Raw genomic sequence first — 15,317 nt, forward strand, 5'->3', positions numbered from 1 at the left:
CGATGCGTCGGCACAATCCCGTTTCGCTGCGATACACCCCGGTCAGAGTCCATCCGTCGCCTTCCGGCGCGCCGGCGCGGACATCCGTAGAATGCAGAGTCGGTCCATTTGACGTGGACGCAAGACCGTACGGTCGTCGTTCGAATCCGGGAGCCTGAAATGAAAGCTGCGATAGTTCACGATTTCAACGCATCGCCGCGTTACGGCGACTTTGCCGGTCCGGTTGCCGAAGCGGGCGAGACGCTCGTGCAGGTCCGTGCGGCGGCGCTCAGCCAGCTCGTGAAGAGCCAGGCATCCGGGCGCCACTACAGCAGCGGCAAAACGCTACCGCTCGTGCCGGGCGTCGATGGCGTGGGGCTGCTGCCGGACGGGCGGCGTGTGTACTTCGCGTTTCCACGCGGGCCATTCGGCGCGATGGCGCAAACGACGGTCGTGAAGACGACGTACTGCGTGCCGGTGCCGGACGACGTCGATGACGTCACGGCCGCGGCGATCGGCAATCCGGGCATGTCGTCGTGGGCCGCGCTGATCGAACGCGCGCATTTCCAGCGCGGCGAGAACGTGCTGATCAACGGCGCGACCGGCGTCTCCGGCCGGCTGGCGATCCAGATCGCGCGGCATCTCGGCGCGAACAAGGTGATCGTGACGGGGCGCAACGCGAAGAGTATCGAAGGCCTTGCCGCACTGGGCGCCGACGTGCTGATTCCGCTCGATGCGTCCGCCAGCGCGCTGACCGAAACGTTCCGCGACGCCATTCACGGTCATCGCGTGAACGTGATCCTGGATTACCTGTACGGGCCGTCGGCGGAAAGTCTGCTGGGCGCCGTGGGCGGACACAGCGGCGAAGCCGAACCGCGTATACGCTTCGTGCAGATCGGGTCGCTTGCTGGCAACACGATCAATGTTCCGGCTTCGGCGCTACGCAGTTCGGGGCTGGAGATGATGGGCACCGGGCTTGGCAGCGTGTCGAACGAGCGGCTGCTCGGCGCGATTGGCGAACTGCTGAAGGCAGTCGTGAGCGGCGGATTGTCGATCGAAGCCGACGCCGTGCCGCTGACCGACGTCGAAAGCGCATGGACCAGTGAAGCGTCCGCGCGGACTGTGTTTACGCTCTGATGCAAGGCGCACGAATGTTTTCGGGCCGCCGGGCGACGCGACGGCTCAGCACGTCCATCGAAAGATCGCCCTCGATGTGGTTTGCACCGGAAGCGGTGTGCGATCGCCAATAACCAGCAGATGACTTGCGCGAACGTATGCGTCGTCATGTTGGACCGCGCAGCGGCGGTGTACGTAAGGCAACGGGTGTGGACTGAATGATCGATGTTGTGGTCTGGCCGTACGCGAGAAATGCGTCCAGCACCGTATCGAGCGTGTCGATGCTTCTGATGCACAGCTTCATCATGAAACAGTCCTCACCGGTGATGCGGTGACACTCGATCACTTCGGGTGTTTCCTGCGCGAGCCTGATCACTTTCGGCAGTTGCCCAAGCATCGGGCGCACGCGCACGAAAGCAGTGACTGCGTACCCTAACGCTCTGGGATCGATATCGACGCGGTAACCGCGTATCACGCCCGTTTCCTCGAGACGGCTGACCCGTTCACGCACCGCCGGACCCGACATACCGATCTTGCGCGCCAGTTCCGCCGTGCTGATTCGGGGATCGGCGCTGAGCGCCTTCAGAATTGCGACGTTGGTCGCGTCGCCGATATCCGGTTGTTCGCTAAAGTCAGATGCCATGCGAGCCTCTATTTCGAAAGAAAATAGCTGGCGTCACCTTCCATTCCGTATGTCGAAGTATAGGCGACATGCGTAGCATGGGCGTATGGACCGGAGACCATTGCCGCATGCCAGGAGCGTCATCGCAGAGCGGGTGCCGCCACACGCGTGGTTCGTCATCAGCGCGGTGTTTCACTACCTCGGCCCGTCGTTCGCAGTGATGTTGTTCGCGCACATCGCACCGCTCGGCGTCGCCTGGCTGCGCATCACGAGCGCGGCAATCGTCTTTGCGATCTGGCGACGGCCGTGGCGCTATTTCGCGAAACTCACCGGGCAGGAGCGCTGGCTCGTCGTATCGCTCGGTGCGGTGTTAGCGGCGATGAATTCGCTTTTCTATCTCGCCATCAATGCGCTGCCGCTCGGCACGGTCGGGGCGATCGAATTCCTCGGACCGATCGGACTGGCTGCATTCGGCGCAAGGTCCGCTCGCAATGTCGCGGCGTTGATTGTCGCCGGCGCGGGCGTTTATATTCTGACCGACGTCCGCATTGCGGGCGCTCCGCTCGCTTACCTGTACGCGTTTGCGAATTGTGCGCTGTTCATCGTCTATATCGTGCTCGGGCATCGAATCTCGGGTGAGGGCGGGATCGATCGCCTGGGGTTGTCGATGCTGATTGCGATGATTGCCGCGCTGCCCTTCGGCATTCACGAGGCTCTCCCCGCGTTCAGGGATTTCGGCCTGCTGGCCGCGGCAATCGGCGTCGGCATTTCGTCATCGGTGATTCCGTACGTCACCGATCAGCTGGCGATGGCACGGCTTGCCCGCGCGACCTTTGCACTGCTGCTTTCGATCCTGCCCGCTACCGCGACTGCCATCGGCTTTCTGGTGCTGGCGCAAATACCGACGTTGCATGACCTGACGGGTATCGGACTCGTGATCGTCGGCATTGCGTTGCATCGTGCGAAGGAGACACATTAACCGCGAGTTGCGAGGGATATCCGGCGGTGCCCGGGCATGGACGGCGAGCGCCGCGGGACGATAGCGGAGCAACGCTGATATGCGCGTGAGCGGGTGAGGGGGACGCGTTTCTGGTGGCGACCATCCCGCTGAACTCACGAGGAAGCCTGATAAACTCAAGTTCAGGACGACACTGTCAAGGGCTCTGCCGGTCGGCTCAACCTGTCCGTGTTGACCAGGCGCCCGGATAAAGACGGCGCAGCAGCGTGTTCGGGGGAAACGCTGCTCTTAAACCGCGTCGCAGGGTTGCCGACACCTGTTATTACCCCTTTGACTATCGTCGCCTCGCGACCAGGGTCGGGCGCTGGCCCGCAAAAAGGTGTTGCTCATGCAAAGCATCCACAACAACTATTCCTTGCCGCACGGCCGGCTGGCGAAATGGCTGGCCGCGCCAGGTCAGGAGACACCACTCAAGATTCGCGTCGCACTGGTTGGCACACTTTTCGGAACACTACCCATTTTCTTCGGCGGTGTGCTTAATACGATCGCGGTTGCAGGGGTCCTCGCGTATCGACATCCGACCTTGCTTTTCCGCCTGTGGCTCGTCGCGGAAATCGTGGTTTGCGCGGCCCGGTTATGTGTGCTCTTCATTTCGCGACGTCGCGCGGCGCAAGCCTGGACGACGCCAACGGACCTCTACATCCTGCTGGCTCCGCTTTGGGGCGCCACGGTCGGCTATGGTGCATTCGTTAGCGTGATCAGTGGCGACTGGGTTGCCGCAACGCTTTCGTTCCTTTCCGCGGCCGCAATGGTCGGCGGCATTTGTTTTCGCAACTTCGCCGCGCCACGTCTCGTCGCGGTGATGATCTTTTTTTCACTGGGGCCGTGCTGTATCGGGGCGCTACTTGCAGACGAACCCGTGCTTCTTCTGACGCTTCTGCAGATTCCGTTTTATATGTTTGCGATGAGTGTTGCCGCGCAGCGATTGAACGGCATGCTCATCTCAACGATGAAAGCCGAGCGCGAAAACAGTCACCGTGCACGCCACGATGCGCTCACCGGACTGCTCAACCGCGAAGGCCTGTTCAAGGCCACGGATCCGCGCGGCACACCGCCCGTCAGGGCGGGTATGACGTTCCTCTATCTCGATCTCGATGGCTTCAAGCCGGTCAACGATGCTTACGGACACGACGCAGGCGACATGCTGTTGATTCAGGTCGCGACGCGCCTACGCGCACTCGCAAGCCAGCACGCGCTGGTTGCGCGTATGGGCGGAGACGAATTTGTGATCGTCGACGCGTTCGCGGACCGCGAGGCGCCGCAAGAACTGGCGGCGGCTATTGCACGCGCGCTTGAACAGCCATTCGAACTCTCGCCGACGCTCGCGATTACGATAGGGGCGAGCATTGGCATCGCGCATGCGAGTGCCGGGGACACCGATATCGACGCAGTACTCCGCCTGGCAGATACCGCGATGTACGACGCCAAGCGCAACAAGCAGAGTGGGCCGAGGCCTGATCACCGGGTCCCGAAGGCCGCAGTTACTGCCGTCGATGTGAACCTGTCACCGCAAGACGCCGGTTAGCGCGCGTTCCTGCGAAGACATCGATCTTTGGCGTGCCGCTCTAAAAAGCGACCGGTTACGCGTGCGTTTGTCAGACCCCATGGGCCGGGTGCCTTTACAATTCGGCACTTCGATCCGGCAACCGTGACCAGCGCCATGAAATATCTCCTTGCATTGACACTCGCAACAGTCGTCGCGACCGCGAACGCCCAGACATCCGGGGGCAGCGATCCATCCAGGCAGCAGTGCTCGATGGGGTATGTCACTGGCGTCGGTGGATCGGCGCAGAGCATTCGTGAATACCTTGCGACCCCCGACAGGGACAAATATCGGTACCTTGCGGACAACCCGATCCAATGCCACATTTCCGACGAGGGTCGCGCGTCTGCCTGTACCGGCATGACAAGCCTTAGCCATGAACAGGCCAGCGTGTATGACGACATGGACAGCGCGACGATATCCGTGGTCGCGCGCGTGGAGCTCGACCGGGGAACATACCCGGTGATCATTGTTGTGCCAAGGCAGGACATGCACTGCAAGGACTGAATGCCCTCACGGCGCTGACCGAAAACGATTTTGGAGGGTCGTCCGGCCTACGCTTGCGTTCTCTCTCCGGGTGCCAGATACGAGCGCAGTGCAATTGCCAGCGGGAAGATGGCGACGGCGGTAAGAGCCGTGGCAAAGGTAGCGCCATGTATGCCGATCCAGTCGCCGAGAAAGCCATAGATCACCGGCGAGATCGCCCCCGAAGCTATTGTGCCGGTATAAAACAGCGCGAATGCCCGCTCGGTACCCTCAACGGATGTCAGTTCCGGCACCGTCCCATACAGCACGGTAGAGGTGCCGTTGAGCATCACGCCCAGCAGCGGCAGCAGCACCATGGTGAGCGGCAGCGGGCAGAACATCACGGCGATGATCAAGGCCGCTGTGCCGCCCTCCGTTACCAGCACCGTGCCGGCTACCCCCATGCGTGCGCCCAGCCAGCCGCAGGCGAACTTGCCGGCGGCGCCACCGATAAAAACCAGTGCCAGCGCCGATCCCATCATCGGTGACGAGACGCCTTTTGCCCTGAGCAGGAACGGCAGAAAGGTCAACAGCCCCATGCGTACGCCGGTATCGAGTACGCCGATCATGAACAGCAGCGAAAAACCCGTACCCGCGGTGCTGCGACGGGGGACGGACGGCTCTTCGGCCGCGTGCGCGTTGCGCGGTATGGAAGGGAGAAATAGTGCAATCGCTGCCGCAACCACGAAGCCCAGAGTGGACATCATCCACAGCGCATGGCGCCACGGCATCAGGGTCACCAGCAGCGAAATGGCCGCCGGCAATGCGGATTTGCCGAGGTCGCCGGAGAAGTTGTAGATACTCAACGGCCCCCTGGCATTACGTCCGTAGGCACGGGACACCGCGCCCGAGGCGACCGGATGCTGGGTGCTGGAGCCGCTGCCTGATATTGTCAACGCCACGTACAGGCCCAGCAGGCTGCCCGACATCCCCGCCAGCGCATAACCAGACGCGGCCAGCAGCGTACCCAGGACCAGCATGGCCCGGCTGCCCAGACGCTGCGCCAGACGCCCGGCAGGCAGTTGCAGGCTGGCCATCGTGCCCGCATAGATGCCGCGTAGCATGGCGAGAGCGCCATAGCTCAGACCGAAGTCCGTCTGCCACACCGGCAGCAGGACGTAGATCATGTCTGTGTAGCCGTCGTGCAGTGCATGCGCGACACAGGAGAGCCACAACACGCGGGAGCGCGCCGGGGAAGCCGGCCGGCCGGACCGGCTGGCTACACGAGGCGGCAGGGAAAACGGGGTGAAGCGCATAAAACTCCCTCTGGTTACGAGGCGCGGGCCGGAGTGGCGGACGCCTGGCGCTTTCGCGCATTCCCGGATGGCAATTTTATGACCCACTGCACCATGCTTCAATTGACGTAATATCGGGTCAGCAGAGAAAAAAAGTCACATCATGGGTAGGGACACAGGCGTGGAAAAAGACTGGAGCAAGCTGCCGCCACTCAACGCGCTGCGCAATTTCGAGGCGGTGGCCCGGCATGGCAGTTTTGCCGCCGCCGCGGCCGATTTGCACGTCACCCATTGGGCTGTCGGAAAACAGATCAGGCTGCTGGAAGACTGGTTTGGCGTACCGCTATTCGAGCGCCGCGCGCGCGGCGTTTTACTCACCGATGAGGGCGCAGCATTGCTCAACGATGTGAGCAACGCCTTCGAGCGTCTCGCGACCGGGGCGGCGCGACTGCGCCATGATGAATTCACGCGCCGCGTATCGGGCACCGTCCGCGTGAACGTGCTGGCCAGTTTTGCGTTGTGCTGGCTGCTGCCGCGTCTGGCCGGCTTTCAGGCGCGTTATCCCGGCATCGACGTGCGGGTGTCGACCACATCGCGCAAGTTGCGCTATATCGGCGACGCCTTCGACATTGGGGTGCGCTCCGGGCACGAACAGGGTGCGGGCCTCGTGTCGCGCACGCTGATGGCCGACGTGCGCCTGCCCGCCTGCAGCCCCGCGCTGTTGCGCCAGCACCCGATACAGGACGTGGCGGATCTGCGCCACCACACCTTGTTGCATTCCGCCAGTACACGCACAGCGTGGTCGCGCTGGCTGCGGGAGGCGGGCGCGCCCGATCTGCGGGCTGCCCGTCACGTCGAGTTCGAACACGCCTATCTCCAGCTTGCCGCCGCCGTGGAGGGTCTGGGTGTGACGCTCGCCTCGCTGCCGCTGATTGGGCGCGACGTCGCCGCGGGCCGCCTGGTGTGCCCGATTGCAGCGCCAACGTGGCGCGCCCCCGACTACGCGCTGGTGATCAACGCAGATCGCACCGGCGATGACGCCGTCGTGGCATTTGAGCAATGGATCACGATGATGGCCAGCCAGGGCTCAGGGCCGTTTGAGTCTGTGTAGGTTTGCGGCTTGCCTGAATGGCAGTACACCGGGCTGCCGTGCTGCACTGCTGCAACGAAGGTCCTGAAGAGCGCGGATCGTTGCCGACAAGCTTCCTGCTGGCCGTTCCTGGCCGAACCCGGAAGTACGCCCGCGGCCGGCTATCGGGTAGCCACCTGTCGAACCGAACTTCCGTAGCGGACCCATTGCTGCCGCTCGTGACGAGCGCACGCTAATGGCGGCTTCCAAGGCGAAGCGGCCCTTCAAGCAATTACGTCGGAAGAGAGCGCAGTTTTTTCAAGTACCTTCTAACCACAAATCCCGGCAACCAAGGAGCTCGACCGACACACATCGGCCAGCTTGGTTATCAAGCAAGGCTGCCTGATAACAGCAATCGCCCAATAGTCGGCTACAAAAACATGGACAGCACACCGACCGCTTCGCAGCGTCGTCGAATGAACTGTGCCGCGAAGCCACGCTGTTGCCGCATCAACCGTTGACCCTACCCAACACGTCACGCTGATGCCAAGCGCACCGTTGACGGCACAGCTCACCGTGTCCTACCGGTTCAGAACGCTGGCCGCGCGCCGGTTGCGGCCTCGAATCCTACAATCTCCCGGGTCAGTTCGTTGATGACCCGTTCGATCAAGGCATCCGTCAGCGCGGATGCCTTGCTCCCTTTTTGCCTATAAATGCTGTAGTTGATCGACAGCGCCGGTTCGAATTTCTTGATGACTACCCCTTTCGCCGCCGTAGCGCGGGCGGACAGATAATCCACGACGGTTACCCCCGCCCCGGCCTGACAAAACGCGATGGCCGTTGCGGCAAGATTCGTCTCGATTGCGATCGGGATTCTCAGATTCGCCAGCGCGGCGTGCCGCTCGATCTGCGCTACGAGCGGATCGGATGCGAGCAACGAGATCAGGGTCGCGTTTTCCAGATGCTGAAGCGTGACCGCCTCGACATCCGCCAAGGCGTGGCCTTCCGGCACCACGCACACGACCGGCACTGGCGGAAGCGTGCGCCGGACGACCGCTGGATGCTCGATGCTGGTCGTCACGCCGATCGCGAGATCGAGTTGATTGCGCCCCGCCCACTCCACAAGCGTCTGGGTGGTGCGGATATTGACCGTGATCCTGACACCGGGATGGTCAGCCTGGAACTCGTGGATGATGGTAGGCATCAAGCCACTTCCCAGCGCGGGAAGAATGCCGATTTTCAGGCGACCGGCCCGAAGATCGCCGAGGTCCCTCGCCAATCTCATGATCTCCCTGGTCGAGATGAACGATCGCTCCACCTCGGCATAGAGCGACATCGCCTCGGCCGTCGGAATCAGGCGTTGCCGCTGCCGGTTGAACAGGCTGTACCCCACTTTGGCTTCCAGGCGCGCAAGCAGTTTGCTGACGCCGGGCTGAGCGATATCGAGAAAATCCGCAGCTTTTGTGACCGTGCCGTGCTGCATGATGGCCGCGAAAACCTCCAACTCGCGCAACGTAAAATCGCTCACCCCACACTCCTCAAGTCCGCGGTTTTTTAAGCTCGCCAATCCGGCACCGTTGCCGGCGTCGGCTGGCGCACACACGTCGGTTGACCCGATCATAACCTTTCGAGATAAAGCAAAGGAGACGGTCGCCCCGCGCGCGGAGATTTTCTGGCCGATCTTGCGCTTGCGCTCCCTCTGCCGTTGCGTGACTACGCCCAGCTCGGTCCACTCGCTAACGCGGCACGCAGCCATGCCGTAACGACTTATACCTTTTTGGAATGACCAACGAATTTTGCGGCAATTGAGCCCACCGCCCGGCCAATCCGACAATGGTTCAACGCTGCACGAGGCAGCGCCTGGCACCAGCCCGCCAACCCACGTCGAGACTCCACGGAACCGGAAATGATGAACAACAGGATATTGAAACGCGCAGTGTGTCTGATCGGCAGCCTCTGCGCGCTGGCCACCGTTCAGCTGGCTGAAGCCAAGGATGTTGTGATCGCGTTTGAGGGCAGCTATACGCCCTGGAATTCCTCGAACCCGGACGGCACGCTCGGCGGATTCGAACCGGCGCTGGCCAAGGTGCTGTGCGAGCGCGCGCATCTCAGCTGCAAGCAGATCGCCGCCGACTGGGACAGCATGATCCCGGCACTGAACACCGGCAAATTCGACGTCATCATGGACGGCATGGCGATCACGGACTCACGCAGGCAAGCCATCGATTTCAGCATTCCCTACGCCACCGTCACGTCGAGTTTCGTAACCGCCAAGGACCACGCCGCAGACTTCGCAAAGCTGGGGAGCGGGCTCGTGACGATCAAGTCCGAGGTCGACGCGAAAACCGCGCTCGCCGCGCTGCGCATCGCGCTCAAGGGCAAGGTGATCGGCGTGCAGGCAGCCACCACCTACGTGCCGTTCGTTCGCTCGAACTTCGCCGATATCGCCGAAATCCGCGAATACCGCAGTTCCAAGGACCGCGATCTCGATCTGAAGAGCGGGCGGATCGATGCGTCGGTCGAGAACACTGTCTATCTGCTCAACAACGCAGGCAGCGATCTGTCGCTGATTGGGCCCGTCATTGGCGGGAAGATCTGGGGCGAAGGCGTCGGCATGGGGCTGCGAAAGTCCGACACTGCGTTGCGCGACGCGTTCGACAAGGCGATCGCGTCAGTCAAGGCGGACGGCACGCTGTCGCGGCTTTCCCTGCAGTACATGAAAACCGATCTGACGCCGCGTTGAAGCATGCCGGCCGATACGATCGGAACGGTCATTCCGGATACCGAATGTTTCCCGCCAGCAATCTCCAGGCAACCACGGAAGCCCTGAATGAAGAACACCTATGATTTCGCCATCGTCGGCGGCGGACTGGTCGGTATGGCGATCGCTTATGGTCTGGCAAAGCGCGGCCAGACCGTCGTCGTACTGGACGGCGAAGATGCGAGCTTTCGCGCCGCTCGCGGTAACTTCGGGCTGGTCTGGGTATCGGGCAAGGGCCGAAAGCAGCCGGATTACGGGCGCTGGTCGCTCGAGTCGTCGCGGCTGTGGCCCGCGTTCGCGAAGGAACTGGAAGAAGCGTCGGGCCTGAGCCTCGGCTATTCACGACCGGGCGGATTGAACATCGCTTTGAGCGAGGAATCGCTCGCGGCAAGCGTCGAGAACGTCGATTACCTGTATCGCCAGGATGCTCGGCTCACGTACGACGTGCTAGATCATCGCAGGCTGAAAGCGATGGTGCCCAGCATCGCCAGCGATGTCCTCGGCGCGGTCTATTCGGAGAATGACGGGCACGTCAGCCCGCTTTACACGCTTCGCGCCCTGTTCGCGGCACTCGACAAGGCGGGCGGCGACTACGTGCCGAATGCGACGGTCAGCACGATTGAACGGCATGGCGACGGATTCCGTCTCGACACGGGACAGGGAACGTTCCGCAGCGCAAAGCTCGTGCTGTGCGCCGGCCTCGGCAATCGCGATCTCGCTCAGATGGTCGGCCTCGACGCCCCCGTTGTTCCACTGCGCGGCCAGATCGTGGTGACCGAGCGCGTCCGTCCGTTTCTTCACTACCCTACGCTTTCGGTGCGGCAAACCGCCGAGGGTTCGGTGCTTCTAGGGGAATCCGCAGAGGATGTGGGCATGGATACTGGCGTGACCTCAGATATCGTCGCGCACATCGCCCGTAAAGCCATCAGGCCGTTCCCCTTGCTGCGGAGCGTGAACGTGGTGCGAGCGTGGGGCGCGCTGCGCGTGATGACGCCGGACAGCATGCCGATCTATGACGAATCCTTAGACTGTCCCGGTGCATTTCTCACCACCTGCCACAGCGGCGTCACGCTCGCCGCAGCTCACTGCGAACTGCTGGTGCCGTGGCTATTGGGCGGCCAACGCCCCCCCATTCTCGATTATTTTCATGCAAAGCGATTCCATGTTTAGCCTCCTGGAAGGGAGCACACCGAAGCTGATCCGGATCGAGATCGACGGCAGGCATGTCGACGTGCCGGATTCGCTGACGGTGGCCGCCGCGCTGCTGTATGCCGGCGTTCAGACCTTCCGGCGAACGCCGGTCGGCAATGTGCCGCGAGCACCGTTCTGCATGATGGGCGTCTGCTTCGACTGCCTCGTACAGATCGACGATCTGCCCAACCAGCAATCCTGCATGGTCAAAGTCAGGGAAGGTATGCGTGTGAGCTTCATGAACGGCGCGAGGGACATTCAATGACGATCGAATCAGTCGACCTCGTCGTGATCGGTGCTGGACCCGCCGGCATGGCATGCGCGCTGCGAGCCAATTCACTCGGTCTGAAAGTTCTGGTGATGGACGAAAACCCATTGCCGGGCGGCCAGATCTACCGCAACGTCAGCCGTTCGCCTCTACCCGACCCAGCGCGCCTGGGTGCGGATTACACAGACGGCGCCGAGCTGGTGACGCAATTCAGAGCATCCTCCGTGTCGTACTGGCCCGACACACTGGTATGGCAAGTGAGCCGATCGCTGGACATCAGCTTTACACGTCGAAACGAAACGGCGGCAAGCGGCCATCTACACGCCAAGGCACTCGTCATCGCCAATGGCGCCTACGAGCGTCCCTTTCCCGTGCCAGGGTGGACGCTGCCCGGCGTCATGAGCGTCGGTGCGGCTCAGACACTCGTCAAATCGGCCGGCCTGTTGCCCAACGTGCAGACGGTGCTGGCAGGCAGCGGGCCGCTGCTCTACCTGTTCGCCTGGCAACTGATTCAGGCCGGCCGGCCGCCCGCCGCGATACTGGAAACCACGCCAGCCGCCAATTACCGTCATGCGCTGAAGCATCTGCCCTCCGCATTACGCAGCCCGGACTATCTGCTGAAAGGCATGAAGCTGCTCCGCGCCATCAAGAAAGCGCGCGTCGCCCACATTCGCAATATCAGCGAACTCACTATCGAAGGCGCCGGGCGAGTGGAGCGAATCACCTACCGGTCAGGACGACAATCGGCCACGATCGCAGCAGACCTCGTGCTGTTGCATCAGGGCGTGGTGCCGAACGTGCAACTGACGCGCTCGATCGGCTGCACTCACGACTGGGACGAAGCGCAGCTCTGCTGGCGTCCGCGCACGGACGGCTGGGGCGAGACATCCGTGCCGAACGTTTTCACGGCGGGAGATGGCGCCGGTATCGGCGGTGCGATCGGGGCACGGATCAGCGGGGAAAGGGTCGCGCTTGCCGTCGCGCATCGCGTGGGGGCGTTGAATACCGAATCGTTCAGTGAACAAACGGCGCTGCTCGGCCGCCGACGCAGTCAACACAGCCGCGTCCGCCCGTTTCTCGACGCGCTCTATCGCCCGAGCGCGCCTTTTCGTCGTCCATCGGACCAGACAATCGTCTGCCGCTGCGAAGAGGTGACGGCCGGACAGATCCGTGAGATGGCACGCCTCGGTTGCGTCGGCCCCAATCAGACCAAATCCTTTTCTCGCTGCGGGATGGGTCCATGTCAGGGCCGTCTCTGTGGTCTGACCGTATCGGAGTTGCTCGCCGAGCATAACGGTCAGCGAATGGACGAGACGGGCTACTACAACATCCGCCCTCCTATCAAGCCAGTGAGCCTGGGAGATCTGGCGGTCTCCTATATCCCCGATGAAAACGCAGCGAAACCAACCGAATGGGTCCCGAAATGAGTGATGCGCCTGTACTGAGAACTTCCGGCAATGCGCGCATGAGCAAGATGGTGCGCTTTGGAAACCTCCTGTTCCTGGCCGGACAAACGTCGTCCGGGCAAGCGCAAGCACGCTCGATCGAGGAGCAGTGCCTGGAGGCGTTTAGCCGGATCGACGCGCTGCTGAAGCAGGCGAACAGCGATAAGCGAAATCTCTTGTCCGTGACCATCTATCTGAAGGACATGAGCGATTTCGATCGCATGAATGCGGTATGGCAACAGTGGGTTGATCCCGATCACCTACCGGCGCGTTGTACGGTGCAGACGACACTTGGTTTGCCTGAACTGCTGGTGGAGTTAAGCGTCACCGCTGCTGTCCAGAATTAAGTCTTGCTCTAGCCTGGAAAGACCGTTGAGACGCAGACGCTCGCGCGGACGCGTCATGTCCTCAGCCAGCACTGCGCGGGGACATCTGCCGTACGTTTACCCAAACACCACGACTACGGAGCCTCCACCCTGAAATGCACTGTCATTTCGCTTGCCGGGCCCGGCCTGATGTCCGCCGGGGGCGCCGTACACCAACGTCGTCGATCGAATGACCGCTTGCCAAGGTATATCCGACGTCCGAACGTTCAAGCAACGGTGTGAATCACTGACGCTTCCTGGCCGGCAGTACGCGTTCATCTACCTCGTCGAAAAGCGACCGTTGACCTCAGCTTGGAGACGTCTCTTCACGCGCGCAAAACAGACGTTGCTGATGTTGATTGAACGTGTGCCGAATCTGTCTCTGTAGATGCTCCGGCGAACTTGCGTATGCGAGGGTCGGCTACCGCCTGACGCGATCCCCAGTCGCCCCACTTCTGCCGCACGTTTCGGCGCCACCCTAAAGCCAGCTTCCAAGGGCGCTACGGTCATTCGTGCAGTGGTGTCGACCAGGACAACGACGTCAGTTTCCGGAACCCAGCACATCCAGGGCGCTCGCCCCAGGCAATTAAACTCCTGTGAAAAAGCCCTGGAGGTTGCGCATTTCGAGTGCGTTAGCTGTCCCGAGCGTAAGGTTCCGTTTCCTCGGATTGACATTCGCCAGGCTTCGGAGCAATGTAATTAACGTTTCAAACAGGGGACTTTTTTTTCGATTTTTTGGGTAGTGAGCCGTTAAATTTGTTCTGCAAGCACTGATAGACGCGGCACACGCCGGCTTGTCACAACGGGGAAGCTTCTAAATGAACGATAAAGTGGACGACAAAAGCAATTCGAAAGGGATCAGCCGTCGCACCATCCTGAAAATGGCGGCGACAACGGGGGCGGCGGCGATGATATCGCCGGGCATCGTTCGGGCGGCCGGCGAGCAACCCGTGAAGTTCGGCGTAAATAACCCCGTGACGGGAACCTACGCGATCACCGGCAGGAACGAACTGCACGGCATGGAACTGGCCATCGAGGAAATCAACGCCAGGGGCGGCATCCTCGGGCGCCCCGCCACGTTGATCGTCGAAGATTCGACCAGTGGCGATGCCGGGGTGGCGGTGCAGAAGGCGCACAAACTCATCGACCGCGACAAGGTCGATTTCCTCATTGGCAACGTGAACTCTGGCCTGACCGAAGCCATTTCCCAGGTGGCTTTCGCAAAAGGCGTATTCATGATGGACCCGGGCGGGCACGCCGATCCCATCACCGGCACCGAATGCCACTGGAACGTGTTCCAGACCTGTCCGTCCACCACCTTGCTGGTCAATGCGATCGCACCCGATCTCATCAAACGCTTCGGCAAGAAGTTCTACTTCCTCGTTCCCGATTACGCGTTCGGCCACGGCTTGCTGGACGCCTACAACGTGAACCTGAAGAAGTACGGCGCCACCAACGTCGGGGCCGACCTGATCCCCCTGGGCACCTCCGACTACTCCTCTTACCTCATCAAGGCGCAGTCGGCCAGCCCGGATGTGATCGTCATCCTGCAGAACGGTGATGACCAGACCAATGTCCTCAAGCAGGCCGTGCAGTTCGGCCTGGACAAGCGCTTTCACATCGCTGGCGCGAACATCGAGCTCGAAACGCTCGAAGCGCTGCCGCCGGACGCGCGCATCGGCAACTGGGTGATCGAGTGGTACTGGAACCAGCCCGGCGTGCCGCATGTGAAAGAGTTCGTCGACGCCATCAAGAAAAAGACCGGCCGGGTGCCAACCGCGCGTACCTGGTTCGGCCACACCGCGATCCACGCCTGCGCGCTGGCGGCCAACAAGGCAAAATCGCTCGACGCGGTAAAGATGGCCAGGGCACTGGACGGGCTCGTGCTGCCGCCGGAGGTCTCCCTGCAGCCGAAGCAGGCCATCTACCGGGCCAACCAGCACCTGCTCATCGGAACGCTGTGGGCCGGCCACGCGCAACCCCAAGGCAGCGACGGGGCCGACGACCTGTTCCATATCGATTCCATCATCGATAGCAAGACCATCGCGCCAACGATCGAAGAGGCCGGCTGCAAGATGACCTGGCCGACCTGACAGTCTTTGCCACCGGAAAACCGGGCCCACCCCGCGCAATAGCGGGAGGCCCCGGGCGGGTAGCTGCCAGCATACCATGAGCCACGC

Annotated in this window: 14 protein-coding genes; 11 read left to right on the forward strand and 3 right to left on the reverse strand. The window is 62.0% G+C overall.

What is annotated here, in order from left to right; genetic code table 11:
- Positions 1 to 159 precede the first annotated feature (159 nt).
- Entirely contained in the window at positions 160 to 1,116 is a 957-nt protein-coding gene (locus LPA34_RS11650; protein WP_228978173.1) for a quinone oxidoreductase family protein, read from the forward strand.
- 145 nt (positions 1,117 to 1,261) lie between these two features.
- On the opposite strand, the gene LPA34_RS11655 is transcribed toward LPA34_RS11650, so the two are convergent.
- The gene (locus LPA34_RS11655) at positions 1,262 to 1,738 is read right to left on the reverse strand and encodes an Lrp/AsnC family transcriptional regulator (protein WP_228978174.1); all 477 of its coding nucleotides are present in this window, start codon (positions 1,736 to 1,738) and stop codon (positions 1,262 to 1,264) included.
- An 85-nt stretch (positions 1,739 to 1,823) separates the two neighbouring features.
- On the opposite strand from LPA34_RS11655, the gene LPA34_RS11660 reads away from it, so the two are divergent.
- The 3 genes from LPA34_RS11660 (at position 1,824) to LPA34_RS11670 (ending at position 4,785) form a co-directional block, all read left to right on the forward strand.
- Positions 1,824 to 2,696 (forward strand): EamA family transporter, encoded by an 873-nt coding sequence (locus tag LPA34_RS11660; RefSeq protein WP_228978176.1) that lies wholly within the window; start codon positions 1,824 to 1,826, stop codon positions 2,694 to 2,696.
- Positions 2,697 to 3,063: 367 nt separating this feature from the next.
- Positions 3,064 to 4,260 carry a GGDEF domain-containing protein gene (locus LPA34_RS11665; protein ID WP_228978177.1) on the forward strand — a complete coding sequence of 399 codons (1,197 nt, stop codon included), beginning with the start codon at positions 3,064 to 3,066 and terminating at the stop codon, positions 4,258 to 4,260.
- 135 nt (positions 4,261 to 4,395) lie between these two features.
- Positions 4,396 to 4,785: a hypothetical protein gene (locus tag LPA34_RS11670; RefSeq protein ID WP_228978179.1), complete on the forward strand. Its 390-nt coding sequence runs from the start codon at positions 4,396 to 4,398 to the stop codon at positions 4,783 to 4,785.
- Positions 4,786 to 4,832: 47 nt separating this feature from the next.
- Here LPA34_RS11670 and LPA34_RS11675 read toward each other — a convergent pair whose 3' ends face one another.
- Complete coding sequence (locus LPA34_RS11675; protein WP_228978181.1) at positions 4,833 to 6,059, reverse strand: MFS transporter; 1,227 nt, start codon at positions 6,057 to 6,059, stop codon at positions 4,833 to 4,835.
- A gap of 142 nt (positions 6,060 to 6,201) precedes the next feature.
- Between LPA34_RS11675 and gcvA the strand changes: the two genes are divergently transcribed.
- On the forward strand, positions 6,202 to 7,149 hold the full coding sequence (gene gcvA, locus LPA34_RS11680) for a transcriptional regulator GcvA (protein WP_228978183.1): 948 nt from the start codon (positions 6,202 to 6,204) through the stop codon (positions 7,147 to 7,149).
- 547 nt (positions 7,150 to 7,696) lie between these two features.
- Here gcvA and LPA34_RS11685 read toward each other — a convergent pair.
- Positions 7,697 to 8,635: a LysR substrate-binding domain-containing protein gene (locus tag LPA34_RS11685; protein WP_228978184.1), complete on the reverse strand. Its 939-nt coding sequence runs from the start codon at positions 8,633 to 8,635 to the stop codon at positions 7,697 to 7,699.
- A gap of 378 nt (positions 8,636 to 9,013) precedes the next feature.
- On the opposite strand from LPA34_RS11685, the gene LPA34_RS11690 reads away from it, so the two are divergent.
- From LPA34_RS11690 to LPA34_RS11715, 6 genes are all read left to right on the forward strand, one after another.
- Positions 9,014 to 9,850 carry a transporter substrate-binding domain-containing protein gene (locus tag LPA34_RS11690; RefSeq protein ID WP_228978187.1) on the forward strand — a complete coding sequence of 279 codons (837 nt, stop codon included), beginning with the start codon at positions 9,014 to 9,016 and terminating at the stop codon, positions 9,848 to 9,850.
- Positions 9,851 to 9,937: 87 nt separating this feature from the next.
- Complete coding sequence (locus LPA34_RS11695; protein ID WP_228978190.1) at positions 9,938 to 11,038, forward strand: NAD(P)/FAD-dependent oxidoreductase; 1,101 nt, start codon at positions 9,938 to 9,940, stop codon at positions 11,036 to 11,038.
- Positions 11,016 to 11,324 (forward strand): (2Fe-2S)-binding protein, encoded by a 309-nt coding sequence (locus tag LPA34_RS11700; RefSeq protein ID WP_228978193.1) that lies wholly within the window; start codon positions 11,016 to 11,018, stop codon positions 11,322 to 11,324. The genes LPA34_RS11695 and LPA34_RS11700 overlap by 23 nt, the downstream gene beginning before the upstream one ends.
- Positions 11,321 to 12,754 (forward strand): FAD/NAD(P)-dependent oxidoreductase, encoded by a 1,434-nt coding sequence (locus LPA34_RS11705; RefSeq protein WP_228978195.1) that lies wholly within the window; start codon positions 11,321 to 11,323, stop codon positions 12,752 to 12,754. The genes LPA34_RS11700 and LPA34_RS11705 overlap by 4 nt, the downstream gene beginning before the upstream one ends.
- A gap of 38 nt (positions 12,755 to 12,792) precedes the next feature.
- On the forward strand, positions 12,793 to 13,119 hold the full coding sequence (locus LPA34_RS11710) for a RidA family protein (RefSeq protein WP_228978196.1): 327 nt from the start codon (positions 12,793 to 12,795) through the stop codon (positions 13,117 to 13,119).
- 836 nt (positions 13,120 to 13,955) lie between these two features.
- Positions 13,956 to 15,230, forward strand: a complete 1,275-nt coding sequence (locus LPA34_RS11715) for an ABC transporter substrate-binding protein (protein ID WP_228978198.1) — start codon at positions 13,956 to 13,958, stop codon at positions 15,228 to 15,230.
- The last annotated feature ends 87 nt before the right edge of the window (positions 15,231 to 15,317 follow it).

This window comes from Paraburkholderia gardini (assembly GCF_907164575.1).
GTDB lineage: Bacteria > Pseudomonadota > Gammaproteobacteria > Burkholderiales > Burkholderiaceae > Paraburkholderia > Paraburkholderia gardini.

Excerpts from the sequence above, each read along its gene's own strand:
- LPA34_RS11665 (WP_228978177.1), top strand. The coding sequence starts at position 3,064 with ATGCAAAGCATCCACAACAACTATTCCTTGCCGCACGGCCGGCTGGCG.
- LPA34_RS11700 (WP_228978193.1), top strand. The coding sequence starts at position 11,016 with ATGCAAAGCGATTCCATGTTTAGCCTCCTGGAAGGGAGCACACCGAAG.
- LPA34_RS11655 (WP_228978174.1), bottom strand. The coding sequence starts at position 1,738 with ATGGCATCTGACTTTAGCGAACAACCGGATATCGGCGACGCGACCAAC.
- LPA34_RS11650 (WP_228978173.1), top strand. The coding sequence starts at position 160 with ATGAAAGCTGCGATAGTTCACGATTTCAACGCATCGCCGCGTTACGGC.
- LPA34_RS11670 (WP_228978179.1), top strand. The coding sequence starts at position 4,396 with ATGAAATATCTCCTTGCATTGACACTCGCAACAGTCGTCGCGACCGCG.
- gcvA (WP_228978183.1), top strand. The coding sequence starts at position 6,202 with ATGGGTAGGGACACAGGCGTGGAAAAAGACTGGAGCAAGCTGCCGCCA.
- LPA34_RS11660 (WP_228978176.1), top strand. The coding sequence starts at position 1,824 with ATGGACCGGAGACCATTGCCGCATGCCAGGAGCGTCATCGCAGAGCGG.
- LPA34_RS11675 (WP_228978181.1), bottom strand. The coding sequence starts at position 6,059 with ATGCGCTTCACCCCGTTTTCCCTGCCGCCTCGTGTAGCCAGCCGGTCC.
- LPA34_RS11690 (WP_228978187.1), top strand. The coding sequence starts at position 9,014 with ATGATGAACAACAGGATATTGAAACGCGCAGTGTGTCTGATCGGCAGC.
- LPA34_RS11710 (WP_228978196.1), top strand. The coding sequence starts at position 12,793 with ATGAGCAAGATGGTGCGCTTTGGAAACCTCCTGTTCCTGGCCGGACAA.
- LPA34_RS11705 (WP_228978195.1), top strand. The coding sequence starts at position 11,321 with ATGACGATCGAATCAGTCGACCTCGTCGTGATCGGTGCTGGACCCGCC.
- LPA34_RS11715 (WP_228978198.1), top strand. The coding sequence starts at position 13,956 with ATGAACGATAAAGTGGACGACAAAAGCAATTCGAAAGGGATCAGCCGT.
- LPA34_RS11695 (WP_228978190.1), top strand. The coding sequence starts at position 9,938 with ATGAAGAACACCTATGATTTCGCCATCGTCGGCGGCGGACTGGTCGGT.